The organism is Promicromonospora thailandica (genome assembly GCF_024171955.1).
Classification (GTDB): domain Bacteria; phylum Actinomycetota; class Actinomycetes; order Actinomycetales; family Cellulomonadaceae; genus Promicromonospora; species Promicromonospora thailandica.
The window spans coordinates 162269-187419 of record NZ_JAMTCS010000009.1; the positions used below are offsets into that span (position 1 = coordinate 162269).

Sequence of the window (25151 nt, forward strand, 5' to 3'; positions counted from 1 at the left end):
AGCTATGGCTCCGGTGGACCGCTGAACGGGCCGGTCCGGGCCCGATCGTCCAGTCCACTCCGCAGGGTCACGGCACCAGGTCCGGTGCCCGCCCGCGCCTGCTCGCGCACGTGCTGCAGGCCCGCGGTGGTCGCGACCACGTACACCCGGTCGCCGGGCTGCAGGTAGCGCCCGGCCGCCGGCTCGATGAGGTGGCCGCCCCCTCCGCTGTCGAACGAGAGCGTGCGCACCGCCAGCAGGCGGCTCTTCATGCCCGGCCCCGCCCCGGGGACGTCGAGCTCGGCGGAGTGCCGCCCGACCAGCCGGCTGTGCTCGCCGACCTCGATCTCGGCCAGCACGAGCACCCGGTCCCGGTAGGGGATCGTCGCCTTGACCTCCTGGCCGATCATCGCCGCGGCGAACCAGGGCGCCGCCAGGAAGGACGAGCTGAGGCCCACCGAGTCGGGCACCTCCCGGCGGATCCGGCGCGAGAGGTCGCGGTCGTAGACGCGCAGGACGGTCCGCAGCGGCGGGGCGTCGACCGCGCGGGGGACCGACCGCGCCGCGAAGCCCACGCCGATCGTCGTGGCGCCGCCGCTCGTGACCACGACGATCGCCTGGGCCGCGCCGACGTACGCGCTGCGCAGCGTGGTCGCGCGGCGCGCGTCGCCGATGACGACGGGCACGTCGCGGGCCCGGGCGACGGCGATGCCGCGCGCCGCCTCGTCGACGTCGACCGCGACCACCGGGACGCCGCGCCGGTCCAGGGAACGCACGATGCGCGTGCCGAGGTCGCCCATGCCGACCACCACGACGTGCCCGGACATCCGGTGCAGCGGCGCGCCCGTGTCGAGCAGGCGGCGCGTGCGCACCACGCCGTCGACCACCACACCCGTGACCCACGGGATCACGGCGACGCTGACGACCGTCAGCGCCACCTGGGTGGCCTTCACGACCGGGACCGCCTCGTGGTCGGGATCGCTGCCCGCCAGGGACGGCAGCACCGCCTCGTAGAGCGCGTCCGCCCAGGACGACCCCGTCGCCAGCCGGATGGTCACCGCGCCGAGCAGCACCACCACGACCAGCACACCCGCCGCGATCAGCAGGTTGCGGCCGGAGGTGATCGTGAGGGAGCGCAGGTACTCGCGCAACCTGCGGTGGCGGTGCGGGTCCACCTCGTCCTCGTCGGGTTCGAGGTCGGCGCGGACCTCGGGCAGCACGTCGTCCTCGGCGGCGTCGGCCAGCAGCACCTTCGGCGTCAGGTGCGGCCCCTCGACGTCGGAGGGCAGCGTCACCACCGCGCCGTCGGCGGCGGTGGCGAACAGGACCATCCGCGCGGGCAGGGCCTCCTCGTCGTCGGTGACCGTGACGAGCCGGCGATGGTGCACGGGCAGGCGGATCTGCCGGCGCAGGGCCGCGGCGACGATCTCCGGCGCCGCGAAGGCCGACGACGAGAGCACCGTGCAGCGGTCGCGCTCCAGGTGCCGGCCGAGCGACTCGTCGAAGATCCGGACCACCACGTGCAGCCGGGGCCACTTCTCCCGCAGCAGCAGCGCGAGCGCCACGTTGCCGCCGTCGTCCTGGTCGACGAGCGCGGCGGACAGGGCGCGGTCGGCGCCGGCGGCCGTCAGCGCCCCCTCGTCGACGCGGGCGGCCTCCAGGACCTCGACCGCGGGCAGGTCCGCCATCTGCTGCGCGTACCGCGACGTACGGTCCGGCACCAGCACGGCCACCGTGCCGCGGAACCGGGTGCCGAGCGCGCGCGTGAGGCGCAGGGCGAGCGCGCCGTCGCCGACGACGACGTAGTGGGCTCGCGTACCCGGGGTGGCATCCGTCATGGCCGCGAGCGTAGCGGGACCCTCCGACACGCCGGGCGCGGGTGCGCCGGATGCCGGAGGGTCCCGTGGGTGCCGTCGGTGTCAGCCGGCGGCGGGAACGTTCGCCACGCCGTCCGGCAGGAACCGCCGGCCGAGCACCTTCTCGCTGTAGCCCGTGCGGTCCAGGTACGGCGTGATGCCGCCCGTGTGGAAGCCCCAGCCGGCGCCGAGGATCATCGCCAGGTCGATCTGCTGCGGGCCGGGCACGACGCCCTCGTCCAGCATCAGGCCGATCTCGGTGGTCAGGGCCGTGAGCACCGAGTCGAGCACGCCCTCGGCGTCGAGCACGCCCGGCTCGCCAGGGTGGGCGGGCCCGAAGTACTCCTGGATCGCCGGGTTCACCGGCTTGGGCAGGCCCTTGGCCGGGGCGTCCAGCACCACGCGGGCGCCGTCCTCCACGATCTTCGCCAGGCCCTGCGAGGCCGGGATGCGGTCCCCGAGGTTCTCGCGCAGCGAGGTGAGCACGTGCAGCGCCACGGCCGGACCCACGAGGTCGGTGAGCTCGAACGTCGGCATCGGGAATCCGAGCGGCGCGAGCGCGCGGTCCGCGACCTCGACCGGGGTGCCGCCCTCGATCGCGTCCACGACCTGGCCCATGACCAGCAGCAGGAGGCGGTTGACGATGAAGCCCGGACGGTCGGCGGAACCGATCGCCGTCTTGCGGAGCTTCTTGGTCACGGCGAACGCCGTGGCGAGCGCCTCGTCCGAGGTCTTGTCGGCCTTGATCACCTCGACCAGCGGCATCTGGGCCACGGGGTTGAAGAAGTGGATGCCGACCACGCGCTCGGGGTGGGCCAGGTCCGCGGCCATCTCGGTGACGGAGAGCGCGGAGGTGTTCGTCGCGAGGACCGTCTCGGGGGCGATGATGCCCTCGAGCTCGGCGAACACCTTCTTCTTGAGCCCCATCACCTCGGTCACGGCCTCGATCACGAAGTCGCAGGAGGCGAACTCCGTGATGTCCGTGGTGCCGGACACCGAGGCGACGATGCGCGTGGCGGCCTCCGGCGTCAGACGCCCGCGCCCGGCCAGCTTCTCGGCCGTCTCGCGGACGAAGCCCAGGCCCTTGTCGACCCGCTCCTGGTCCAGGTCGCGCATGACGACGGGGACGCCGAGCCGCTGCGCGAACAGGAACGCCATCTGCGCGGCCATGAGGCCCGCGCCCACGACGCCGACCCGGGTGATCGGCCGGGCAAGCTTCGGGTCGGGTGCGCCCTCGGGCTTCTTGCCCGCGCCCACGAGGTTGAACGCGTAGATGCTGGCGCGCATCTCGTCGGTCATGATCAGGTCCGCGAGGGCCTGGTCCTCGGCCGCGAACGCCTCCTCCTTGGTGGCGTTCCGGGCCGCTGCGATCAGCTCGAGCGCGCGGGCCGGGGCGGGGCGCGACGTACCGACCACGGCGTCCAGCCGGGCCTTCGCGGCGCCGACGACGGCGTCCCACACGGGCTGCGGGTCGAGCTCGCGGCGCGGCACCTCGATCTCGCCGGTGACCACCTTGGCGGCCCACTCGATCGACCGCTCCAGGAAGTCGGCGGCCTCGAACAGCTCGTCGACCAGGCCGATCTCCAGAGCCTCGGCGGGCTTGAACGGCTTGTTGGCCGCGGGCCGCGTCAGGATGACGTCGACGGCCTTCTCCACGCCCACCAGGCGCGGCACGAGGTAGGCGCCGCCCCAGCCGGGCACGAGGCCGATACCGGTCTCGGGCAGGCCGAGGGCCGCGGCGTCGGACGCGACGGTGCGGTAGTCGCAGTTGAGCGCGACCTCGAGGCCGCCGCCCAGCGCCAGGCCGTTGACGAACGCGAACGTCGGCACCCCGGTCTCGGCGCGCAGGTCGCCCAGGATCGTGTACGCGGCGTGGCCCATGCGGCCCAGCTCGACGGCCTCGTCGTGGCCGTGCACCGACGTGATGCCCTTGAGGTCGGCGCCCGCGGCGACGAAGTAGGGCTTGCCCGTCACGCCGACGGCGGCGATCTCGCCGGCCCGGGCGCGGTCGCGGACGACCTCCAGGGCTGCCTTGAGCTCGGCGATCCCGGCCGGGCCGAGCGTGTTCGGCTTGGTGTGGTCCAGGCCGTTGTCGAGCGTGACCAGGGCCAGGGTGCCCGCGCCGCCGGGGAGCCGCACGTCCCGGACGAGGGAGTGCGTGACGCGCTCGGTGAAGGTGTTCTCGGTCACGGGTCAGTTCTCCTCGTCCGTGTGGCCGGAGTAGTCGGCGTGGTGCGGGTTCTCCCAGATGACGCTGCCGCCCTGGCCCAGGCCCACGCACATCGCGGTGAGCCCGTAGCGCACCTCGGGGTGCTGCTCGAACTGGCGCGCGAGCTGCGTCATGAGGCGCACGCCGGAGCTCGCGAGGGGGTGGCCCATGGCGATGGCGCCGCCGTAGGGGTTGACGCGCGGGTCGTCGTCGGCGATGCCGTAGTGGTCCAGGAAGGACAGCACCTGCACCGCGAAGGCCTCGTTCAGCTCGAACAGGCCGATGTCGTCGATGGTCAGGCCGGCCGCCTTGAGCGCCTTGTCCGTGGACGGCACCGGACCGTAGCCCATGATCTCCGGCGGCACGCCGGCGAAGCCGTAGGAGACCAGGCGCATCTTCGCGGGCAGGCCCAGCTCGGCTGCGGCGTCGCCCGAGGCGAGGATGGCGGCGGTGGCGCCGTCGGTCAGCGGGGACGACGTGGCCGGGGTGACGCGGCCGCCCGGGCGGAACGGCGTCTTGAGACCCTGGATGGACTCGAAGGAGGTCTCCGGGCGGGGCAGCTCGTCGGCCGTGGCCAGGCCCCAGCCGAGCTCCGCCGAGCGGACGGCGACCGGCACCAGGTCGGGTTCGATGTCGCCGTTGGCCAGCGCCTTGGCGTACTTGGCCTGCGACTCGACGGCGAACCGGTCGGCGCGCTCCTTGGTGAGCTGCGGGAACTTGTCGTGCAGGTTCTCCGCGGTGACGCCCATGTTGAGGGCCTGGGGGTCCACGAGCTTCTCGGCCACGAACCGGGGGTTGACGTCGGCGTCGAACCCCATCGGGTGGCGGCCCATGTGCTCCACGCCGCCCGCGATCACGACGTCGGCGGCGCCCATGGCGATGCCCGCGGCGGTGGTGGTGGCGGCCGTCATGGCGCCGGCGCACATGCGGTCGATGGCGTAGCCCGGCACGGACTGGGGGAGGCCGGCGAGCATGCCCACGGTGCGCCCGAGGGTGAGCCCCTGGTCGCCCTGCTGCGTGGTGGCGGCGATCGCCACCTCGTCGATGCGCTCCGGCGGGAGCTCGGGGTGCCGCCGCAGCAGCTCGCGCACCACCTTGACGATCAGGTCGTCGGCACGCGTCTGTGCGTACAGGCCGTCAGGCTTGGCCTTGCCGAACGGGGTGCGGGCGCCGTCGACGAAGACGACGTCGCGTACCGCACGACGGGCACGCGGTGTTTCCGGGGCTGCGGTCATCAGCTCCAACTCCTGGTTCGGGGACGGCGACGTCCGATGAGCGACGTCGCTGGTTCGAGATACACGCTACCGCGAGTATCGGTAAAAAGCACGCACGATCTGAGACCCAGTTCGGGGGCGTCTGAAACGGAGTCTCCGGGGGTGGGTGCCCGTCGATCCGCGAGCTCGGTCACGTGCAGTCGCGCGCCGACGACTTCGGTCGCTTGCCTCGAGATCGGTCGATTGAACGACCGATCTCGAGGCAAGCGACCGAAGTCAGCGTGAGGGGTGACCCATGTGACCGAAGTCAGCGTGAGGAAGGGACCCACATGACCGAAGTCAGCGCGAGGGAGGTACCCATGTGACCGAAGTCAGCGTGAGGAAGGGACCCACATGACCGATGTCAGCGCGAGGGAGGTACCCAAGCGACCGATGTCAGCGCGAGGGGCACCCACATGACCCAAGTCAGCGCGAGGCGGGACGCAAGCGACCGGAGTCAGCGCGGTGCCCCGCCCAGGGGTCAGCCGCGGCGGAGCTTGCGGACCACCTTCTTGGCGGTCGGCAGCGCCGTGTTCCAGGTGTTGTACCAGCGGGAGAAGGCGACGTCGATGGAGCCCGCCAGCTCGTCGGTGTGCTTGGCGAAGCTCTTCTTGAAGTCGCTGATGCCGTCGTTGAGCAGGCCGTTCATGTCGTACCGCACCAGGCCCTGCTCCTGGGCGATCTCGATGGTGCGCCAGTACGTGGGCGCCGTGGCCGTCGCCTTGCGGCCGGCGTCGTTGCCGCCGCCGTACAGCAGGAACGAGGTGCTGGCCGAGTTGACGCACCAGGCGAACGTCGCGGGCGCGTCGTCGATGTACGTGGCCACCAGCACCGAACGCTCGCCGAGCTCGCGGTGGATGTCGAGGTAGTACTTGTCGTGGTGGATCGCGAACCCGGCGCGCTCGGCGGTCTCCTTGTAGACGTCGAGCACGCGCAGCACCTCGGACTCCTCGGTCACCCGGCGGATGTCCATCCCCGACCGGGTGCCCTTGCGGATCTCGTAGCGCGTGGACTTGCGCATGTCGGCGAGCAGCTCGTCCTTCGACCGCGTGAGGTCGAGGATCAGGGTGCTCGGGATCATGATGTGGTTCGGCGCCACCCGCTGCCCGGCCAGGTCGAGCTGCGTCCCGGCGGGCCAGTCGGGCTCGAGCGTGATGCCGACGCCGCCCACGTTCTCGCGCGCCCACTGCACCACGGTGTTGGTCACGGCGTTGCGCGTCGCGGTGTCGCCCACGCCGAACACGGCCTGCGCCGTCTCGCCGTCGTGGTGCGCCACCACGGGGCCGCGCGGCACGTAGGACAGTGCGCGGAACTGCGCGGGCAGGGGCCGCACGAGGAGCTGTGCCAGGCCCACCGTCGTGCCGTCCTCGGTCACGCGCAGGCGGTGCGCGCGCCAGCTGCCGGCCGCCTTGACCTCACCCCACCCCCAGAGCTGGAGCGGGTGCCCGCCCAGGGCGAGGACCTCGCGGTCCCAGGTCGAGGGTTCGGTGACGACGTCGACGGCGAGCGTGATGGGCTCCGACAGGGCTGGCATGGGGACGACTCTACTGGGGTGCGGGGTGCGCTTTCACACCGGGTCGGCAGGTGAGTCAGCGGGGGACTCACCAGGTAACTCAGCAGGCCGCGCGGTCGCCGCGTCGGCGAACGCCCGCTCCAGGCCCTCCGCCACGAGCCCGATCTGCCACTCGCGCGCGCCGCGGCCGCGCAGGAACTCGGCGATGCCCGCGGCGTCGGCCGTCGCGGGCGGCGTCCAGCACAGGCGACGCAGGGCGTCGGGCTGCAGCAGGTTCTCCACGGGCACGCTGAGCTCGTCCGACAGCCGCGTCACGAGCTCGCGCGCGAACGCGAGGCGCCGGGCGGCCACCGGGTCGCGGTCGCCCCAGGTCCGCGGCGGCGGCGGTCCGTCGGAGCGGGGCCCGCGCACGGTCGGCAGCTCCGAGTCGGGCAGGGCGCGCGCCTCGTCGATGGCCCGTTGCCAGTAGGCGGCCCGGCGCTTGGTGCCCTTGCCGCCGAACTCCTGCAGCGTCACGAGCTGGCCCGCGGTGCGCGGCATCGCCTTGGCCGCCGCGACGATGGCGCGGTCGGGCAGCACGCGGCCCGGCGACACGTCGCGCGCCCGGGCGCTCGCGTCGCGCGCGAGCCACAGGGAGCGGACGGCGGCCACCTGGCGCGGGTTGCGCAGCACGTGCATGCCGGACGTGCGGCGCCACGGGTCCACGCGCGGCGCGGGCGGGGGAGCGGTGCGCACGGCCTCGAACTCCTGCTCGGCCCACTCCCACTTGCCCGCGGCCACGAGCCGCTCGGCGAGCCGGTCGCGCAGCTCCACCAGCACCTCGACGTCGAGCGCGGCGTACCGCAGCCAGTCCTCGGGCAGCGGGCGGGTGGACCAGTCGACCGCGGAGTGCTCCTTGGCCAGCCCCAGGCCCAGCACCTCCGCGACGACGGCCGCGAGGCCCACGCGCTCCATACCAAGCAGTCGCGCGGCGAGCTCGGTGTCGAAGATCCGCGCGGGGCGCAGACCGTGCGCGGCGAACCCGGGCAGGTCCTGGGAGGCGGCGTGCAGCACGAACTCGGCGTCGCCGACCGCCTCGCCCAGCGGGGAGAGGTCCGGCACACCGACGGGGTCGATCAGCGCGGTGCCCGCACCCTCGCGGCGCAGCTGGACCAGGTAGGTCGCCTGCCCGTACCGGTACCCGGACGCGCGCTCGGCGTCGCCCGCGACGGGTCCGGACCCGTCGGCGAACGCCTCGACGACGCGCGCGAACGCACCCGGTGTCGCCACGACGTCGGGCAGCCCGTCGGCGGGCTCGGTCAGCGGCGTGACGGGTGGTGGCACGGGCGTCGATGTCTCCGCGGGGACTCCTCGCTCCGTGGTGGTCATGGGCCTACCGTATGGCGTTGCCTCGAACGGTCGGAAAAACGCCTGGTGAGAGCCGCGACGCCGTCGGGCAGCGGGGGCACGCCCGCCGCCATGGCGAGCAGGGCGGCCCACGCGCGCAGGTGGGTGCCGAGGTGGGTGTCCAGCGGTGTCCACGACGCGCGGATCTCGAGGTCGACGGCGTCCGGGGCGCCGTCGAGCGCGCCGTAGCTCTGCGAGAGCACCCGGGTCACGGTGCCGCCCTCGGCGACGGTGCCCGCGCCGGGCTCGAGGCCCACGGACTGGAGGCACTCGCCCACCCAGGACCAGGCGACGTCGGCGAGCATCGGGTCGGCCGCCATCTCCGGCTCGAGCGTCGCGCGCACGAGGGTCACCACGCGGAACGTGCCGTGCCAGGCCTCCTGGCCGGCCGGGTCGTGCAGCACGACGAACCGTCCGGTGGCCAGCGGCTCCTCGGCGTGGTCGTGGTCCTCGGGGCCCGCGGGCCCCGCCGACGGACCGGACGCCCCCGGGAGCACGTCGCCCGCCAGGGCCGCGCTGAACGGCGCCACCCGGCGCGGCGCGGGGATCTCCGTCAGGCGCACCTCGGCGCGCAGGGCCTGGTGCCGCAGGTCGGCGAGAGCCGCTGCGAAGTCGACGGGGACGCCGGTGGGCGGGCCGCTGGTCACCCTGCCACCGTACGTCCGCCCGGCGGTCACCCGGCGGAGGCGCGCGGCCGTCGCCGGATCGTGACCTGCGTCGCCGCCGCTTCGCGGGCCCGACTAGGCTGGACGAGGGTCACGGCGCGCCGTGCGTGGGCCGGCCCGGTTCCCACTGCAGAAGGAGCAAGAACGTGTCAGGCACAGCACAGATCGGCGTCACCGGGCTGGCGGTGATGGGTCGCAACCTCGCGCGGAACTTCGCACGTCACGGGTACACCGTGGCCGTCCACAACCGCTCGTACGCCCGCACGCAGTCCCTCGTCGAGGAGCACGGCGACGAGGGCACCTTCGTGCCCAGCGAGTCGATGGCGGACTTCGTCGCCTCGCTCGAGCGGCCGCGCAAGGTCGTCATCATGGTCAAGGCCGGCGGTCCCACCGACGCCGTCATCGACGAGCTGGTGCCCCTGCTGGAGGAGGGCGACATCGTCGTCGACGCCGGCAACGCGCACTTCCCGGACACCATCCGGCGCGAGGCGGCGCTCAAGGAGCACGGCCTGCACTTCGTGGGCACCGGTGTGTCCGGCGGCGAGGAGGGCGCGCTCAACGGCCCGTCCATCATGCCGGGCGGCACGCGCGAGGCGTACGAGTCCCTGGGCCCGATCCTGGAGGACATCTCCGCGAAGGTGGACGGCGTGCCGTGCGCCACCTACGTGGGCTCCGACGGTGCCGGGCACTTCGTGAAGATGGTGCACAACGGCATCGAGTACGCGGACATGCAGCTCATCGCCGAGGCGTACGACCTGCTGCGCCAGGGCCTGGGGGCCTCGGCGGCGGAGATCGGCGAGATCTTCGCGCAGTGGAACACGGGCGACCTGGAGTCGTTCCTCATCGAGATCACGGCCGACGTGCTCAAGCACACCGACGCCGACACCGGCAAGGCCTTCGTCGACATCATCCTCGACCAGGCCGAGCAGAAGGGCACCGGCCGCTGGACCGTGCAGAACGGCCTGGACCTCGGCGTGCCGATCACGGGCATCGCGGAGGCGACGTTCGCCCGTGCGCTGTCCGGCTCGGTGCCGCAGCGCGAGGCCGCGCGCGCAGTCCTGCCGGCCCACGCCGCGCAGTGGGAGGTCAAGGACCGGGACGCCTTCATCGAGGACGTCCGCCAGGCCCTGTACGCCTCCAAGGTGGTCGCCTACTCGCAGGGCTTCGACCAGATCGCCGCGGCCGCCACGGAGTACGGCTGGGACATCGACCGGGGCGCGATGGCCCGGATCTGGCGCGGTGGCTGCATCATCCGCGCCCGCTTCCTGAACCGCATCACCGAGGCGTACGAGCGTGCCGCGGACCTGCCGCTGCTGCTCGCCGACGAGTACTTCACCGACGCCGTCGCGAGCGGTCTGCCCGCGTGGCGCCGCGTCGTGGCCGGGGCGGCCCAGAACGGCGTGCCCACGCCCGCGTTCTCGTCCTCGCTCGCGTACTACGACGGCGTCCGCGCCGAGCGGCTGCCCGCCGCCCTGGTGCAGGCACAGCGCGACTTCTTCGGCGCGCACACCTACAAGCGAGTCGACCGCGAGGGCACGTTCCACACCGAATGGTCCGGCGACCGCACGGAGGCCGAGGCGTGAGCGGTATCCCCGCGGAGCAGGTGCCGGGTCAGGGCGCGGCGCAGTCCGTCCCGGAGATGCTGGTGGTGGGCGTCGGCGGCGACGTCGGCATGTACGCCCTGGTGCGCGCGTTCCACGAGCAGTACCGCACGCCTGCGGTGGTGCTGTCCAAGGTGGCCACCCGCGCGATGCAGGACTCGGCGATCGCCGAGAACGTGGTCGTGCCGAACCTGGACGAGGTGGACGTGCTCCTCTCGACCCTGGAGGGCCTCGCCCAGCAGCACCGCGACAAGGTGCTGGTGCTGCTGACGAACGCCGACTGGCACGTGCGCACCGTGATCCTGAACCGGGAGCGGCTGGAGGCGGCGGGCTACGTGCTGCCGTACCCGTCGCTCCCGGTGCTGGAGCAGGTGAGCAGCAAGGAGGGCTTCGCCGAGGTGTGCGACCGGCTCGGCATCCCGACGCCGCGCACGGTCGCCGTCGACGTCGCCAAGCTGGTGGCGGACGGCGGCCGCGCCGCGGTCCCGGGCCTGGAGGTCGACCTCCAGTTCCCGGTGGTCGGCAAGCCGTCCAACAGCGCCGAGTGGTACTACGTGGACTTCCCCGGCAAGGCGAAGATCCACCACATCGACTCGCGCGCCGAGCTCGACGAGCTGCTGGGCCACCTCGCGGACGCGAACTTCCCGGGCACCTTCCTGGTGCAGGAGTTCATCCCGGGCGACGAGACGCAGATGCGGTCCCTGACCGCGTACCGCGACACGTCGGGCGCGGTGACGCTGCTGGCCACGGGCCGGGTGCTCCTGGAGGAGCACACGCCGGGCACGCTCGGCATCCCGGCGGCGATCCTGGTGGAGCCGTACGACGACGCCATGGACGCCGCGACCCGGTTCCTCGACGAGACCGGGTACGTGGGCTTCGCGAACTTCGACTACAAGCTGGACCCGCGCACGGGCCGGCACGTGTACTTCGAGGTGAACCCGCGCATCGGCCGCAACAACTACTACGTGACGGCGGGCGGGGCCAACGTGGCCCGTGTGCTCGTGGAGGACTGGGTGCTGCGGCGCCCGATCCGCCCGGTGCACGCCGTGCGCGAGGTGCTGTACACGGTGGTGCCGTTCGGCCTGCTGGCGAAGTACGTGCTGGACCCGGAGCTCAAGACCCGGATCAAGGCGCTCAAGGCGAGCGGCGACGTGGTCAACCCCCTCAAGTACGACGGCGACTCGGGCCTCAAGCGCCGGCTCATCGTCGAGGGCATCACGCAGAACTACCGCCGCAAGTACGCGCAGTACTACCCGGAGCCGACGTCGACGGGCTACTGACCCGCCCCGTCCCGCACGTGTCAGACGCTCAGGTCGCCCCCGCGGCCTGAGCGTCTGCCACGTTGCGGGTGGTTTTCTCACCCATGGGGAGTTCTGCCCTCTTTTGCACTTGTGCGCGCCGTGGCGCATCGGGACACTATGTGCGCACTTACCGGAGATTTCCGGCACAAAACGTGAGAGAGGCAATTCCCTGATGTCGTTCATCGAGTCCATCCGGACCGTGCTGGCGAAGTACGCGGTCTTCAGCGGCCGCGCCCGGCGTTCCGAGTTCTGGTGGTACTACCTCGCCCTGGCCATCGTCGAGGGCGTGCTCTACTTCGCGCTCGTCGTCCCGGGCCTGACCGCGTACACGACGGCCACGATGGAGTACGCCATGGCCGGTGACCCGAGCGCCGCCGTGCCCGCCATGCCCGGCTCGCTGGCGGTCGGCTACCTCGTCGTCTCGCTGGTCGCGCTCGCGCTCCTGCTGCCGACGCTGGCCGTGATCGTCCGCCGCCTGCACGACACCGGCAAGCCCGGTGCCCTGGCGTTCCTGCTCCTGATCCCGGTCGTCAACTTCATCCTGATCATCGTCTGGGGCGCCACGGCCGGCACCCCGGGCCCGAACCAGTACGGTCCGGACCCCAAGGCCGCCGACCAGCCCGTCGCGGCCTGAGACGCGGACTGAGACGCGGACTGAGACCAGGCACCGGGTCACGGCGCAGGACGCCGTGGCCTGACCTAGGGTGAACCGCATGACCAGCCCCCGCCCCGTCCTCGTCGTCGGTGGCGGGGGCTACGTCGGCAGCCGGGTCGCCCACGGCCTGGCTGCCGACGGACGCCCGGTGCTCGCCGCCTCCCGCCACCCGGTCGAGGACGCCGGACCTGGCGTGACCCCCGTCGTGTACGGCACCCTGCCCACGCTGCCCGACGCCGTCCGCGCCACCTGCGCGGACGCCGGGCTCCCGCTGCCCGGCGCCGTCGTGGCGTCCATCGGCGGCTGGCACAAGGGCGCCACCCTGCTCGACGACGACCCCGAGCGGTGGACGGCGACCCTGGCGTCCCACCTCACCGCGCACCTCGACGCCGCCCGCGCCCTCGCACCCCTCCTGCGGCCCGGCGACCCCTACGTCGTGCTCAACGGCGCGGCGTCCCGCGAGCCCATGGCCGGCTCCGGCGCGATCAGCGTCACCGGCGCCGGCCTCGCCATGCTCGTCCAGGTGCTGCGCCGGGAGACGGACGGCGTGCGCTTCCACGAGCTCGTCATCGACCACGCCGTCGCGGGCGACGACCGCAACGAGGACCCGGCCCAGACCCGGACCCCCGCACAGGTGGTGCGGGCCCTCGGCGAGGTGCTGGACCAGCCCGGCGCAGCCGCCGTCGTGCACGTGTGACGTTGCTCTCCTGAGCCGCCCGGGGCCGCCGCCCGCCGGTAATCTTCTGCCTCGTGACAGCCCCCTCCACGACCGACGCCCAGTCCGTTGCGACCGCCCTCAGCGCGGTCCGGCCGCAGGTCCCCGTCGACCGGCTCGTCACCGACCTCGTCCCGCCGCGCCACTTCGCGGACGCCCGGTTCGCCACCTACCGCGCCAACCCCGCGCACCCCAGCCAGGGCCGCGCGCTGACCCGGCTGCAGGAGATCGCCCAGCAGGTCACCGCGCCCCGGCGCGGACTGTTCGCCCGCCGCAAGGCGGCCCCCGCCGTCTACCTCGACGGCGGCTTCGGCGTCGGCAAGACCCACCTGCTCACCTCGCTCGCCCACGCCGTGGGCGAGGCGCACGGTACCGACGCCGTCGCCTACGGCACGTTCGTCGAGTACACCAACCTCGTGGGCGCCCTCGGCTTCCACCGGACCGTCGAGGCCCTCGCGGTCAAGAAGCTCGTCTGCATCGACGAGTTCGAGCTCGACGACGCGGGCGACACCACCCTCATGTCGCGCCTCATGCGCGAGCTCGCCGACCGGGACGTGGCGCTCGCGGCGACGTCGAACACGCTGCCCGACGCGCTCGGCGAGGGGCGCTTCGCGGCCCAGGACTTCCAGCGCGAGATCAAGGCGCTGTCCGACCGGTTCGAGACCCTGCGGGTCGACGGCGAGGACTACCGCCACCGCGACGTCGTCACCGACTCCGAGCCGCTGAGCGAGGCCGAGGTGACCGCGGCGGCCGCGGCCCGTCCCGGCGCCACGCTCGACGCGTTCGACGACCTGCTCGACCACCTCGCCACCGTGCACCCCAGCCGCTACGGCGCGCTGCTCGACGGCGTCACCGTCGTCGCCCTGACGGGGGTGCACCCGGTGGAGGCGCAGGCCGTGGCGCTGCGCCTCGTGGTCCTCGTCGACCGGCTCTACGACCGCGACGTGCCGGTGCTCCTGGGCGGCGACGGCGACACGCGCGGCCTGTTCACGCCCGAGATGCTCGCCGGCGGCTACCGCAAGAAGTACTACCGGGCCCTGTCGCGCCTGGGCGCCCTGGCCGAGGAGGGCCGGGCTCTGCTCTGACCCGCTGAGTGCGGGATGTTCGCCCTTCCGGCACACGAAAAAGGGCGAACATCCCGCACTCAAGGGCGGTCAGGTGGCGGAGAGGCGGGCCCTTTCCGCCGCGACGTCGAAGTCCGCGGGCGGCCAGCCCAGGTCCAGGGAGCGCAGCGCGCCCGTCAGGAGCTCCGTGACGGCCAGGCGGGCGTACCACTTCCGGTCCGCGGGGACGGCGTACCAGGGCGCCTCGTCCGTCGAGGTGCGGTCCAGCAGCTCCTGGTAGGCCGCGACGTACTCGGGGAACTTGCGGTGCACGTCGATGTCGCCGGGGTCGTACTTCCAGTGCTTGTCCGGCCGGTCGAGGCGCTCGGCCAGGCGCGCCTTCTGCTCGCCCGGCGACACGAGCAGCGCCACCTTCACGAGCACCGTGCCCGACGCCGCCACCTCCGCCTCGAACTCCTTCAGCTCGCGGAAGTGCGTGCGCCACGTCTTGACGGGCTCCAGACGGTCCACGCGGACCACCAGCACCTGCTCGTGGTGCGAGCGGTCGAACACACCGAGGTAGCCCGGCCGGGGCAGGGCGTTGCGGACGCGCCACAGGTAGCCGTGCTCCCTCTCCTCCGGAGTCGGCACGCCGAAGCTGCGGTGCATGACGCCCTGCGGGTCCACCATGCCCACGACGTGCCGCACGATGCCGCCCTTGCCGGACGTGTCCAGCCCCTGCAGCACCAGCAGCACCGACCGGTCGCCGCCCGTGCGGCCGTGCGCGAACAGGCGCTCCTGCAGGTCGGCGAGCTCGGGTGCGCGGGCGGCCAGCAGCGCCTCGGCGTCCCGCCGTCTGCCGGACCAGCCGGGCGTGGACGCCGCGTCGACGGCGCTCAGGTCGGTGCCGCGTGCCCAGCGGAGCGCCTCGGCGGGCGGGACGTCCCAGAGGGCGCCGGGGTCGTGCGCGGCCGCCTTCCTGCTCTTCTTCGACTTCTTCGACGTCTTCGTCGAGCCCTTCGCAGCCTTCGCCATCGGGTGCCTCCTTCACGCGGGGCCGACGCCGCCGGTCCGGTTCCAGGCTCCCAGGTCAGGCGTCGGCGCGCAGCACGGCGGTCATCCGCGGCGGCACGGTGAGCGTGTCCCCGACCAGGCGGGTCGCCCCCGGCTCCCAGGCCGCGGCCAGGCGGTAGGAACCGGGCAGGGGCGCCTTCACGGCACCCTCGGCGGGACGCAGCAGGCTGCCCAGGCGCAGCGCGGCCAGGCCGTGCCCCGTGTTCAGCACGAACGCCAGGGTGCCGCGCAGCACCGCGATCACCGAGCGGTCGGCGCTCGACCGGATCTCCAGGGGCAGGTCCAGCTCCTCGGCCACGCCGTGCCGGATCGCGATCAGGTCGCGCGCCCACCGCACCAGGCGGCGCTCGTTGTCGTTGCGGGGCACCACCGGGGCGTGCACGGTGTCCAGGACCAGCGGGTTGCCCGCCAGGATGACGGTGGCGAGCACGCTGGCGCGGATGTCGACGTCGTCCACGGCCAGCAGCGCGGTGGCCGGGCTCTCCTCGCCCGCCCACGGCACGGTGAGCTGCGTGGCGGGCAGCCGCGTGATGTCCTCGACCACGCTCGCGCCGGCCCGGACCCGGCTGCGCCGTCCGCCGTTCTGGCGGGTCGCCCGGCGCACGGACGGGTGCACCAGGTCGGCGAGCATCTGCAGGGCCTGGATGTCCTCGGTGCGGCCCGGGCCGGACAGGATGCGCAGCAGGATCGACGTCAGCCGGTCGCTGCGGCCGGGACCGTCCACGAGCAGGCTGAACCGCCGGTCGAGCTGCTCGCCGAGGCCCACCACGTAGTCGGCCAGCTCACCCAGGAACGGGTTGGGGGAGCGGTCCACGAGCGCGTCGACGTCGAGCACCAGGCCGTCCACGTGGTACTCGCGCAGCCAGTGCCGGGCGTCGTCGACCAGGAAGTCGCGCGGGCCGCGGCTGCCGCTGCCCTCGAGGTTGATGCGGTCGCCCACGTAGTCGGTGCGGACCGTGGGGGCCGACGGCACCTTGCCGGCCCGCGTGCCGATGCTCGGCACCTGGCCGGTGCGGAGCTGGATGGGCCCCGTGCGCGGGCGGTCCAGGGGTACCTGGCCGGTGCGCGGCCGCATCGCCTGGACGGCGTGCTCGCCCGCGTCGCCGAGGTCGGGCCGGGGCGCGCGCGGCCGCCCGCCACCGCCCATGAGGTACGGCCCGTACGCCTCCAGGCCGAGCTCGTCGGCCACGGCCCACCGGTAGGGGATGTCCAGGACGACGGCGAGACCCGCGGCGTGCGCGGCGTCGACGAACCGCTGGAGCGCGCGCGGGCCGCCGTACGGCTCGTGCACCGAGTACAGGCGCACGCCGCGCGAGGGGCCCAGGGCCGGGTCGAAGGCGGCGACGGGCGCGAGCTCGACGCCGTGCAGGCCCATCTCGGCGACCGTCGGCAGCAGCCGCGCGGCGGCGTCGAGCGTGCCCTCGGGCGTGAAGGTCTCGACGTCCACGTGCATGAGCACGCTCGTGGACAGGTCCGGCGGGGACCAGGTGCCGTCGGTCCACTCGAAGGCCGGGTCGAACACCCGGGTGGGGCCGTGGATGCCCTGCGGCAGCCAGACGCTGCGCGGGTCGGGCAGCAGCGGCCCGCCGTCCACGGAGTAGCCGTAGTCGGTGCCGTGGCCGAGCACGCTGTCGGCGCCCCAGTACCCGGGCTCACCGGCGCCCACGAGGCGCAGCGGCATGTGCTCCGGCTCCTCGTAGGGGTCGTAGGGCACGAGCACCTCGATGATGCGGGCACGCGGCGCCCACACCACCGGTCTGGGCCCGGGAACGGGCATGTCGGGGCCAGGTCGGGGCGGTGGTGTGGTCCCTCCGGTTCCACTCCTCGGTCCGGTCACGGCCGACAGCCTAGCCCGCTGTCCGGGATGGGCGAGTCAGTACCACGACGCTCCGGTCTGTCACGGTCAGTCCCGCACCCGCCGTCAGCACCGTGCCGGGCTCCGCGTTGCCGTCGGTGTCCAGCACCACGGTCCACTCGGCGCCGTAGCGGGCGGGCGGCAGGGTGAAGTCGAGCGCCTCCGAGTGGGCGTTGAGCAGGAGCAGGAACGAGTCGTCGACCACCGCCTCGCCCCGGGAGCCCGTCTCGGTGATCGCGTCGCCGCGCAGGAATACCGTCACGGTGCGGGCGTAGGACTGGTTCCAGTCCGTGTCGTCCATGCGGGCGCCGGTCAGGTCGAGCCACTCGATGTCGGCGGGGCCGTCGTCGTCCGCCGTGTCCGTGCCCTCGAAGAAGCGGCGGCGGTGCAGCACGGGGTGGTCCCGGCGCAGCCGGACCGCACGGCGGGCGAACTCCAGCAGGGCCGTGCGCTCCTCGTCGAGACCCTTGTCGCCGCCCCAGTCCACCCAGGTGAGCTCGTTGTCCTGGCAGTAGGCGTTGTTGTTGCCCTGCTGGGTGCGGCCGAGCTCGTCGCCGTGCGCGATCATCGGCACGCCCTGGCTCAGCAGCAGCGTCACCAGCAGGTTGCGGCGCTGGCGGGCGCGCAGCTCCAGCACCGCCGGGTCGTCGGTGGGGCCCTCGACGCCGCAGTTCCAGGACCGGTTGAAGCTCTCGCCGTCGTTGTTGTCCTCGCCGTTGGCCTCGTTGTGCTTCTCGTTGTACGCGGTCAGGTCGGCGAGCGTGAAGCCGTCGTGGGCCGTGACGAAGTTGATCGACGCGCTGGGGAACCGGCCCGAGTGCTCGTACAGGTCGCTGGAGCCGGTCAGCCGGGAGGCGAACTCCGGCAGCGTGGCCGGCTCGCCCCGCCAGAAGTCGCGCACGGTGTCCCGGTAGCGGCCGTTCCACTCGGTCCACAGGGGCGGGAACCCGCCCACCTGGTAGCCGCCGTCACCCAGGTCCCATGGCTCGGCGATCAGCTTGACCTGGGAGATCACCGGGTCCTGGTGCACGATGTCGAAGAACGCGCTCAGCCGGTCGACCTCGTGGAACTGGCGGGCCAGCGTGGCCGCCAGGTCGAACCGGAACCCGTCGACGTGCATCTCCTCGACCCAGTACCGCAGCGAGTCCATGATGAGCTGCAGCACGGCGGGGGAGCGCATGAGCAGCGAGTTGCCCGTGCCGGTGGTGTCGAAGTAGTGCGCCTCGTCGCCGTCCACCAGGCGGTAGTAGGCGGCGTTGTCGATGCCGCGGAAGCTCAGGGTGGGGCCGAGCTGGTTGCCCTCGGCGGTGTGGTTGTAGACCACGTCGAGCAGCACCTCGATGCCTGCCTCGTGCATCGCCTTGACCATGGCCTTGAACTCCATGACCTGCTGGCCGCGGCGGCCGTAGCCGGCGTAGCCGTTGTGCGGGGCGAAGAACCCGATCGTGTTGTAGCCCCAGTAGTTGGTCAGGCCCTTGGCCGCCAGCGACGGGTCGGTGACGAACTGGTGCACCGGCATGAGCTCGATCGCCGTCACGCCCAGGCTCTTCAGGTGGTCGATCACCGCGGGGTGGGCCAGGCCCGCGTACGTGCCGCGCAGCTCCTCCGGCACGTCGGGGTGGCGCATGGTGAGGCCCTTGACGTGCGCCTCGTAGATCACCGTCTCGTGGTACGGCGTGTCCGGCGGCCGGTCGTGTCCCCAGTCGAAGAACGGGTTGACCACCACGGAGACCATCGTGTGGCCGAGCGAGTCGGCGCCGTCCGGCGTCGTGCCCGTGACGGACTGCTCGACGTCGTCGAAGGCGTAGGAGAACAGCGACGGGTCGCCGTCCAGGTCGCCGTCCACGGCCTTCGCGTACGGGTCCAGGAGCAGCTTGGCCGGGTTGCACCGGTGGCCCGACGCCGGGTCGTAGGGCCCGTGCACGCGGTACCCGTACCGGCTCCCCGGGCCGACGCCGGGCAGGTACACGTGCCACACGTGCGCGTCGGTCTCGGTGACCTCGATGCGGGTCTCGGAGTCGTCGTCGGCCAGGAGGCACAGCTCGACCCTCTCGGCGACGGAGGAGTAGAGCGCGAAGTTGGTGCCGGTCCCGTCGAACGTCGCGCCGAGCGGGTAGGGGCGCCCTGGCCAGGTCTGCATCGCACGATCATGACACCCCTCGGCGGTGCTCGCGGGGAGAAGTCGTGGTGGGCGTGCCGTGGACGTGGAGGCTTGGCAGGGATCGCAAAATACTGTGCCATGCGGATGCGAGCGGACCGAGGTTGCTGCGAGGATGGTCACATGATCACGGGGGAACCCCAGTCCGCCACAGGACCCGCCGAGTCAGCTCCGACCGACCTGATCGACGAGTCCAACGCTTCCTACGCCCACATCGCGCCGCCGGCGGTCCGCCGCGCCGCGACCCGTCGTGGCCTGCTCGGGGGCGGTGACGTCTCCAAGGCGCCCCGCAACCTCGCGGGCTGCGAGCTCGACCCGATCTCAGGAGCCTCCAGCGGGGTCTCCTGGGACGACCCGGAAGAGCTCTGACCCGACGGGTCTGACCCGCCGCGTCCGCGAGGACCCGCGGGACCTGGCGCGACGTGGTGCCCGGTGCGACGCCGCACCGGCGCCGAGGGTCGCCAGGCGCTTCGACGTGCCGTGCGACGGTGCGGCGCCCCGGGTGTTTCGCCTGGTGTGTAGCTGGCGCCAGGTGCTCCTGCCGGGCGGGCCGTGTGTTGCCGGCGCCGTGTGTTGCCGGCCGCCCGCTCAGCGGGGCAGGCGCGCGGGGTCGACCGGGATGATGCGCGGCATGCCCGCGGGCGCCACGGCGCTGAGCGCGAGGTAGCGCGCCTCGGCGCGGTGCAGCCGGATGTGCTCGTCCAGCGACCACTGCGGGCCGTTGGTCAGCGTCATGCCGCAGGAGCAGTCGATCTCCTCGCGGTCGCCCGGCAGGTTCCGCACCAGGCCGACGGTGACGTGGGAGGCGCGCGCGTCGGCCTTGGCCCGGTGCATCGCGGCGCTCACGGGCGCATGTTCGCTCACGCCCCCACCCTAAGCGCGCGGCGGCGCCCCGCCGAGACCTGGTGTCGCGTCGCTGCCGTGCTCCGGCGCGGCGCGCGAGATCTGGTGCAGCGACCCTTGGCGGCTCCTGGTGCGCGCTGAGATCTGGGGGCCGTGCCCCGCCATGCTGCTGGCGCCCCGCCGAGATCTGGGGTCGCGTCGCCGAGATCTGGGGTCCGCGCCGAGATCTGGCAGTGCGCCACCAGATCTCAGCGTCAGCGCCAGATCTCAGCGGCGCGACCCCAGATCTCGGCGACGGAGCGGCGGTCCGGCTGCGGCAGTGCAGCGGCGACACCAGATCTCGGCGCGGCGGCCTCCGGCGTCAGCGGCGCGACACCAGATCTCGGCGGCGGAGCGCCCGCCGTCCCCCCCGTCAGAGGCGGGACAGGGCCTGCTCGACGTCCTCCAGGAGGTCCGTCACGTCCTCCAGGCCCACCGACAGGCGCACGATCGACGGCGGCACCTCCGCCTCCGTGCCACGCACCGACGCGTGCGTCATCTCGCTCGGGTAGTTGACCAGCGACTCCACGCCGCCGAGCGACTCGGCCAGGAGGAACACCCGGGTCGACTCGGCGAAGGTCCGCGCTGCGGCCTCCCCGCCGGCCAGGTCGAGCGAGATCATGCCGCCGAACCGCGACATCTGGTGCGCCGCGACCTTGTGGCCAGGGTGGTCCGGCAGGCCCGGATACAGCACGCGGCCGACGGCGGGGTGGTGCACCAGGCGCTCGGCGAGGGTCTGGGCGTTCTCCGAGTGGCGCTGCATCCGCACGGCGAGCGTCTTGATGCCGCGCGTGGTCAGGAACGCGTCGAACGGGCTGGACACGGCTCCCGCCGCGAACTGGACGTAGCGCACCTGCTCGGCGAGCTCGTCGGCGCCGTCGCGCAGCACGACGGCGCCGCCCACCACGTCGGAGTGCCCGCCCAGGTACTTGGTCGTGGAGTGCACCACCACGTCGGCGCCGAGGTCGAGCGGGCGCTGCAGCGCGGGGGAGGCGAACGTGTTGTCCACCACCAGGAGCAGCCCGTTGTCGTGCGCGAGCTGGGCCAGCGCGGGGATGTCGCTGATCTTCATCAGCGGGTTGGACGGCGTCTCCACCCACAGGATCTTCGTCTCGGGCCGGACCGCGGCGCGCACGGCGTCGAGGTCCGAGGTGTCGACGGTCGTGTGCGCCACGCCGGCCTTGCCGTGCACCGTGCGCACGAGGCGGTGCGTGCCGCCGTAGACGTCGTTCGGCACGAGCACGTGGTCCCCGGGCGCGACGACGGCCCGCAGCAGCGCGTCCTCGGCGGCCAGGCCGGAGGCGAACGACACGCCGTGCGCGCCGCCCTCGATCGCCGCGAGCTGCTCCTCCAGGGCGGTGCGCGTGGGGTTGCCGCCGCGCGAGTACTCGTACCCGCCGCGGAGGTTGCCGATGCCGTCCTGCGCGTAGGTGGACGTGACGTGGATCGCCGGGATGGCGTCCCCGGTCGACGGGTCGGGGTGCTGCCCCGCGTGGATCGCGAGGGTGTCGAACCGGCTGGGCCTGACGTCGTTCGTGCCGGCGTCGTTCGTGCTGGCGTCGTTCATGGTGGTCTCTTCTCGGGGTCGCGGTCGTGCGGTGGAGGGCGGCCGTCAGACCGCGAGGTAGTCGAGCAGGTCGGACCGGGACACGACGCCGAGCGCCTTGCCGCCGTCGGTCACGAGCAGGGCGGTCTCGCCGGTCAGGGCCGCCCGCAGCGTGCCGACCGGCTCGTTGACGCCGATGAGCGGCAGGGGGCGGCCGATGAGCCCGCCCACCTCGTCCGACAGGTTCGCCTTGCCGGCGAACACGCCGTCGAGCAGCTCGTCCTCGTGCACGGCTCCGGCGATCTCGCCGAGCACCACGGGCGGCTCCGCGGTGAGCACGAGCAGCTGGGAGACGCCGGACCGCGTCATCCGGTCGATCGCCTCGCGCACCGTGTCCGTGGGGTGCACGTAGAGCACCGGCGGGGTGCGGTCGGCCTTGGCGGCCAGCACGTCCGCGACGGTGTGGTCCTCGATCGCGGGAGAGAACCCGTAGGACCGCATCCAGGTGTCGTTGAAGATCTTGCCCAGGTAGCCGCGGCCGCCGTCGGGCAGCAGCACCACGACCACGTCGTCCGCGGTCAGGTCGCGTGCCGCCCGGAGGGCGGCGACGACGGCCATGCCGCTGGAGCCGCCCACGAGGATGCCCTCCTCCCGGGCGAGCCGGCGCGTCATCGCGAACGACTCGGCGTCGCTCACCGCGATGATCTCGTGCGGCACGCTCGGGTCGTACGCGGTGGGCCAGAAGTCCTCGCCCACGCCCTCGACGAGGTAGGGCCGGCCGGTGCCACCGGAGTAGACGGACCCCTCGGGGTCGGCGCCGATGATGCGCACCCGGTCGCCCGAGACCTCGCGCAGGTAGCGGCCGGTGCCGGTGATGGTGCCGCCCGTGCCGACGCCGGCGACGAAGTGCGTCACGCGGCCCTCGGTGTCGCGCCAGATCTCGGGGCCGGTCGTCTCGTAGTGGGAGCGCGGCCCGTTGGGGTTGGAGTACTGGTCGGGCTTGAAGGCACCCGGGATCTCACGCACCAGGCGGTCGCTCACCGAGTAGTAGGACTCGGGGCTGTCGGGCGCCACCGCCGTCGGCGTCACGACGACCTCGGCGCCGTACGCGGTCAGCACGTTGCGCTTGTCCTCGCCCACCTTGTCCGGCAGCACGAAGACACAGCGGTACCCGCGCTGCTGGGCCACCAGCGCCAGGCCGACGCCGGTGTTGCCCGAGGTGGGCTCGACGATGGTGCCGCCGGGCCGGAGCTTGCCCTCACGCTCGGCCGCGTCGATGATGCGGCCCGCGATACGGTCCTTGGAGGAGCCGCCGGGGTTGAGGTACTCGAGCTTGACGAGCACCGTCGCGTCGGTGACGCCCTCGGTGACGTGGCCGAGCCGGACCAGGGGGGTGTTGCCGACGAGCTCGACGACAGAATTGACGTACTGCACCTGTTTCTCTTCCTGTTCTGTGCGCGCGACGGCGCGCGCGGGGGACTGACGGACCGGGAGGGTGGTCAGTGACAGCAACAGGAGAGCGGTGCGAGCACGTCGCCACTGTAGCGGCGCGGGCCGCTCAGTGCGAGTGCGCGATGCCCAGCTCGTGCATCCGCTCATGCTCCTCGCGGTCCTTGATGCGCTGCGCGATGCGCGCCTGGACCTCCGCGCGGCGCAGCGGCGGCACCGTCTTGGGCGGCTGACGGCGTTCGGGCAGCTCGTCGAGCAGGCGCGTCACGATGTCGGCGATCTCGGCGGTCGCCCGCTCCACGGGGTCACGCGTGGCGTCGCTGACCTTCGTCACACCCGTCACCTTGCGCACGAACTGCAGGGCGGCGGCCGTGATCTCCTCGTCGGTGGCGGCGGGTTCGAGGCCCCGCAGCGTGGTGATGTTCCGGCACATGTCTCGACGGTACGCCGGGTGCCGCCGCCCCGGGAGGGCGCGGGGCGGCGGCAGCGCGGCGTCAGTGCCTCGTCAGTGCGAGGTGGCCTGGTCGCGCCGGCCGCGTGCGGGGATCGCCGCGGCCACCGCCGCGGCCACGACGGCGACGCCGCAGCCGAGCAGCAGCGCCACCCGGAACCCGTTCTCGGTGGGCAGGGTGTGCTCCCCGACGGTGGTGCTCATCCGGGCCAGGACGACGCCGACCACCGCCGCGGACGCCGAGGTGCCGATGGACCGCATGAGCGCGTTGAAGCCGTTGGCGGCGGCCTTCTCCGTGGCGGGCACCGAGCCGAGGATGATCGCGGGCATCGCGCCGTACGCGAGGCCGACGCCCGCCGCGGCGACGAAGGCCGTGGTGGCGAGCCCCAGGAGCGTGCCCATCGCGAGGGTCGACAGCCCGTAGCCCAGCGCCATCACGAGGCCGCCGACCACGAGCGTGGTCTTGGGGCCGCGGGCGCGTGTGATCCGTGCGCCCACGGGGGACATGAGCGTCATGGCGAGGCCGGACGGCGCCATCCACAGTCCCATCTGCAGCATCGACTGGCCCAGGCCGAACCCGGTCGCCGTCGGCGCCTGCATGAGCTGCGGCAGGATCAGGGACTGCGCGTACATGGCGAACCCGACGAGGATCGACGCCAGGTTGGTCAGCAGCACGGCGGGCCGGGCGGTCGTGCGCAGGTCGACCAGCGGGTCGGCGGTGCGCAGCTCCCAGCGGCCCCATGCCAGCAGCACGACGACGGAGCCGCCGAACAGGCCAAGCACGAGCGGGCTGCCCCAGCCCCAGTCGGCGCCCTGCGAGACGGCGAGCAGCAGGGCCACCAGGCCGGCGGCGAGGCCGAGCACGCCGATGTGGTCGAACCGGCTCCGTACGCGGGCCGGTGCGGCGGGTGCGGGAACGCTCCGCCAGACGGCGAGGCCGACGGCGACCGCGCACGCCGTGACGAGCCAGAAGAGGATGCGCCAGCTGGCGAGCTCGGCGACGGCGGCGGCGAACGGCAGGCCGAGCGCGCCGCCGATGCCGAGCGAGGCGCTCATCAGCGCGATGGCCCCGGCGGTGCGCTCCCGGGGCAGCAGGTCGTGCAGCATGCTGATGCCGAGCGGGATGAAGCCCGTGGCCAGCCCCTGCAGCGCGCGCCCCGTGACCATGACGGGCACCGTGGTCGCCACGGCGCAGACCGCCGAGCCGAGCGCCAGCGGCGCGAGGGACACCAGGAGCATCCGCTTCTTGCCGTACAGGTCGCCCAGGCGCCCGGAGACCGGGGTGCAGACCGCCCCCACGAGCAGGGTCACGGTGATGATCCAGGAGGTCTGGGACGCGGGGGCGTCGAAGATGACCGGCAGCGACGCGATGATCGGGACCACGAGGGTCTGGGTCATGGCCACGACGATGCCGCCGACGGCGAGGATCGCGACGATGCGGTGCGGGTGGATCGCCGCGGCGGTGCTCGCGCCGTCGGCGGGTCGGGACGAGGTGGTCGTCACGATGCTCCTTGAAGAGTGGGATGTGCATCATGCACATGGGGTGGGACGCACCCAGCG

Annotated in this window: 20 protein-coding genes; 6 read left to right on the plus strand and 14 right to left on the minus strand. The window is 73.2% G+C overall.

Features of this window, described 5'->3' with window-relative positions:
• Positions 1 to 2 precede the first annotated feature (2 nt).
• The 6 genes from APR03_RS15650 to APR03_RS15675 all read right to left on the minus strand — a co-directional run bounded on the left by APR03_RS15650 (position 3) and on the right by APR03_RS15675 (position 8843).
• The gene (locus tag APR03_RS15650) at positions 3 to 1817 is read right to left on the minus strand and encodes an NAD-binding protein (protein WP_253837076.1); all 1815 of its coding nucleotides are present in this window, start codon (positions 1815 to 1817) and stop codon (positions 3 to 5) included.
• An 81-nt stretch (positions 1818 to 1898) separates the two neighbouring features.
• Positions 1899 to 4025, minus strand: coding sequence for a 3-hydroxyacyl-CoA dehydrogenase NAD-binding domain-containing protein (locus APR03_RS15655; RefSeq protein ID WP_253837077.1), 2127 nt, complete (start codon positions 4023 to 4025; stop codon positions 1899 to 1901).
• Positions 4026 to 4028: 3 nt separating this feature from the next.
• Positions 4029 to 5279: a thiolase family protein gene (locus APR03_RS15660; RefSeq protein WP_253837078.1), complete on the minus strand. Its 1251-nt coding sequence runs from the start codon at positions 5277 to 5279 to the stop codon at positions 4029 to 4031.
• A gap of 499 nt (positions 5280 to 5778) precedes the next feature.
• Entirely contained in the window at positions 5779 to 6831 is a 1053-nt protein-coding gene (locus APR03_RS15665; RefSeq protein ID WP_253837079.1) for a lipid II:glycine glycyltransferase FemX, read from the minus strand.
• Between the two features lie 33 nt (positions 6832 to 6864).
• Positions 6865 to 8178, minus strand: coding sequence for an HRDC domain-containing protein (locus tag APR03_RS15670; protein ID WP_253837080.1), 1314 nt, complete (start codon positions 8176 to 8178; stop codon positions 6865 to 6867).
• A complete protein-coding gene (locus APR03_RS15675; protein ID WP_253837081.1) occupies positions 8175 to 8843 on the minus strand; it encodes a DUF3000 domain-containing protein in 669 nt (222 codons plus the stop codon). Before APR03_RS15675 ends, APR03_RS15670 begins: the two co-directional genes overlap by 4 nt.
• A gap of 164 nt (positions 8844 to 9007) precedes the next feature.
• Here APR03_RS15675 and gnd point away from each other — a divergent pair, with 164 nt between their 5' ends.
• From gnd to zapE, 5 genes are all read left to right on the plus strand, one after another.
• On the plus strand, positions 9008 to 10444 hold the full coding sequence (gnd, locus tag APR03_RS15680) for an NADP-dependent phosphogluconate dehydrogenase (protein ID WP_372494894.1): 1437 nt from the start codon (positions 9008 to 9010) through the stop codon (positions 10442 to 10444).
• Positions 10441 to 11742, plus strand: a complete 1302-nt coding sequence (locus APR03_RS15685) for a carboxylate--amine ligase (RefSeq protein WP_253837082.1) — start codon at positions 10441 to 10443, stop codon at positions 11740 to 11742. Before gnd ends, APR03_RS15685 begins: the two co-directional genes overlap by 4 nt.
• A gap of 193 nt (positions 11743 to 11935) precedes the next feature.
• On the plus strand, positions 11936 to 12397 hold the full coding sequence (locus APR03_RS15690) for a DUF805 domain-containing protein (protein WP_253837084.1): 462 nt from the start codon (positions 11936 to 11938) through the stop codon (positions 12395 to 12397).
• 79 nt (positions 12398 to 12476) lie between these two features.
• Positions 12477 to 13115 (plus strand): SDR family oxidoreductase, encoded by a 639-nt coding sequence (locus tag APR03_RS15695; protein WP_253837086.1) that lies wholly within the window; start codon positions 12477 to 12479, stop codon positions 13113 to 13115.
• Positions 13116 to 13168: 53 nt separating this feature from the next.
• The gene (gene zapE / locus APR03_RS15700; RefSeq protein ID WP_253837088.1) at positions 13169 to 14218 is read left to right on the plus strand and encodes a cell division protein ZapE; all 1050 of its coding nucleotides are present in this window, start codon (positions 13169 to 13171) and stop codon (positions 14216 to 14218) included.
• 69 nt (positions 14219 to 14287) lie between these two features.
• On the opposite strand, the gene APR03_RS15705 is transcribed toward zapE, so the two are convergent.
• The 3 genes from APR03_RS15705 to glgX form a co-directional block, all read right to left on the minus strand.
• On the minus strand, positions 14288 to 15211 hold the full coding sequence (locus tag APR03_RS15705) for a PPK2 family polyphosphate kinase (RefSeq protein WP_253837090.1): 924 nt from the start codon (positions 15209 to 15211) through the stop codon (positions 14288 to 14290).
• Positions 15212 to 15266: 55 nt separating this feature from the next.
• Positions 15267 to 17027, minus strand: coding sequence for an alpha-amylase family protein (locus tag APR03_RS15710; protein WP_253837092.1), 1761 nt, complete (start codon positions 17025 to 17027; stop codon positions 15267 to 15269).
• Between the two features lie 70 nt (positions 17028 to 17097).
• Complete coding sequence (gene glgX, locus APR03_RS15715) at positions 17098 to 19245, minus strand: glycogen debranching protein GlgX (protein WP_253837094.1); 2148 nt, start codon at positions 19243 to 19245, stop codon at positions 17098 to 17100.
• 141 nt (positions 19246 to 19386) lie between these two features.
• Here glgX and APR03_RS15720 point away from each other — a divergent pair, with 141 nt between their 5' ends.
• Positions 19387 to 19632, plus strand: coding sequence for a hypothetical protein (locus tag APR03_RS15720; RefSeq protein ID WP_253837096.1), 246 nt, complete (start codon positions 19387 to 19389; stop codon positions 19630 to 19632).
• A gap of 219 nt (positions 19633 to 19851) precedes the next feature.
• Here the strand turns inward: APR03_RS15720 and APR03_RS15725 are convergent, their stop codons facing one another.
• The 5 genes from APR03_RS15725 to APR03_RS15745 all read right to left on the minus strand — a co-directional run bounded on the left by APR03_RS15725 (position 19852) and on the right by APR03_RS15745 (position 25094).
• Entirely contained in the window at positions 19852 to 20127 is a 276-nt protein-coding gene (locus APR03_RS15725; protein WP_372494896.1) for a hypothetical protein, read from the minus strand.
• A gap of 391 nt (positions 20128 to 20518) precedes the next feature.
• Complete coding sequence (locus APR03_RS15730; protein WP_253837098.1) at positions 20519 to 21712, minus strand: cystathionine gamma-synthase; 1194 nt, start codon at positions 21710 to 21712, stop codon at positions 20519 to 20521.
• Between the two features lie 45 nt (positions 21713 to 21757).
• Positions 21758 to 23125 (minus strand): cystathionine beta-synthase, encoded by a 1368-nt coding sequence (locus tag APR03_RS15735; protein WP_253837100.1) that lies wholly within the window; start codon positions 23123 to 23125, stop codon positions 21758 to 21760.
• A gap of 124 nt (positions 23126 to 23249) precedes the next feature.
• On the minus strand, positions 23250 to 23573 hold the full coding sequence (locus APR03_RS15740; RefSeq protein ID WP_253837102.1) for a DUF2277 domain-containing protein: 324 nt from the start codon (positions 23571 to 23573) through the stop codon (positions 23250 to 23252).
• Between the two features lie 72 nt (positions 23574 to 23645).
• Positions 23646 to 25094, minus strand: a complete 1449-nt coding sequence (locus APR03_RS15745) for an MFS transporter (protein ID WP_253837104.1) — start codon at positions 25092 to 25094, stop codon at positions 23646 to 23648.
• Positions 25095 to 25151: the final 57 nt, after the last annotated feature.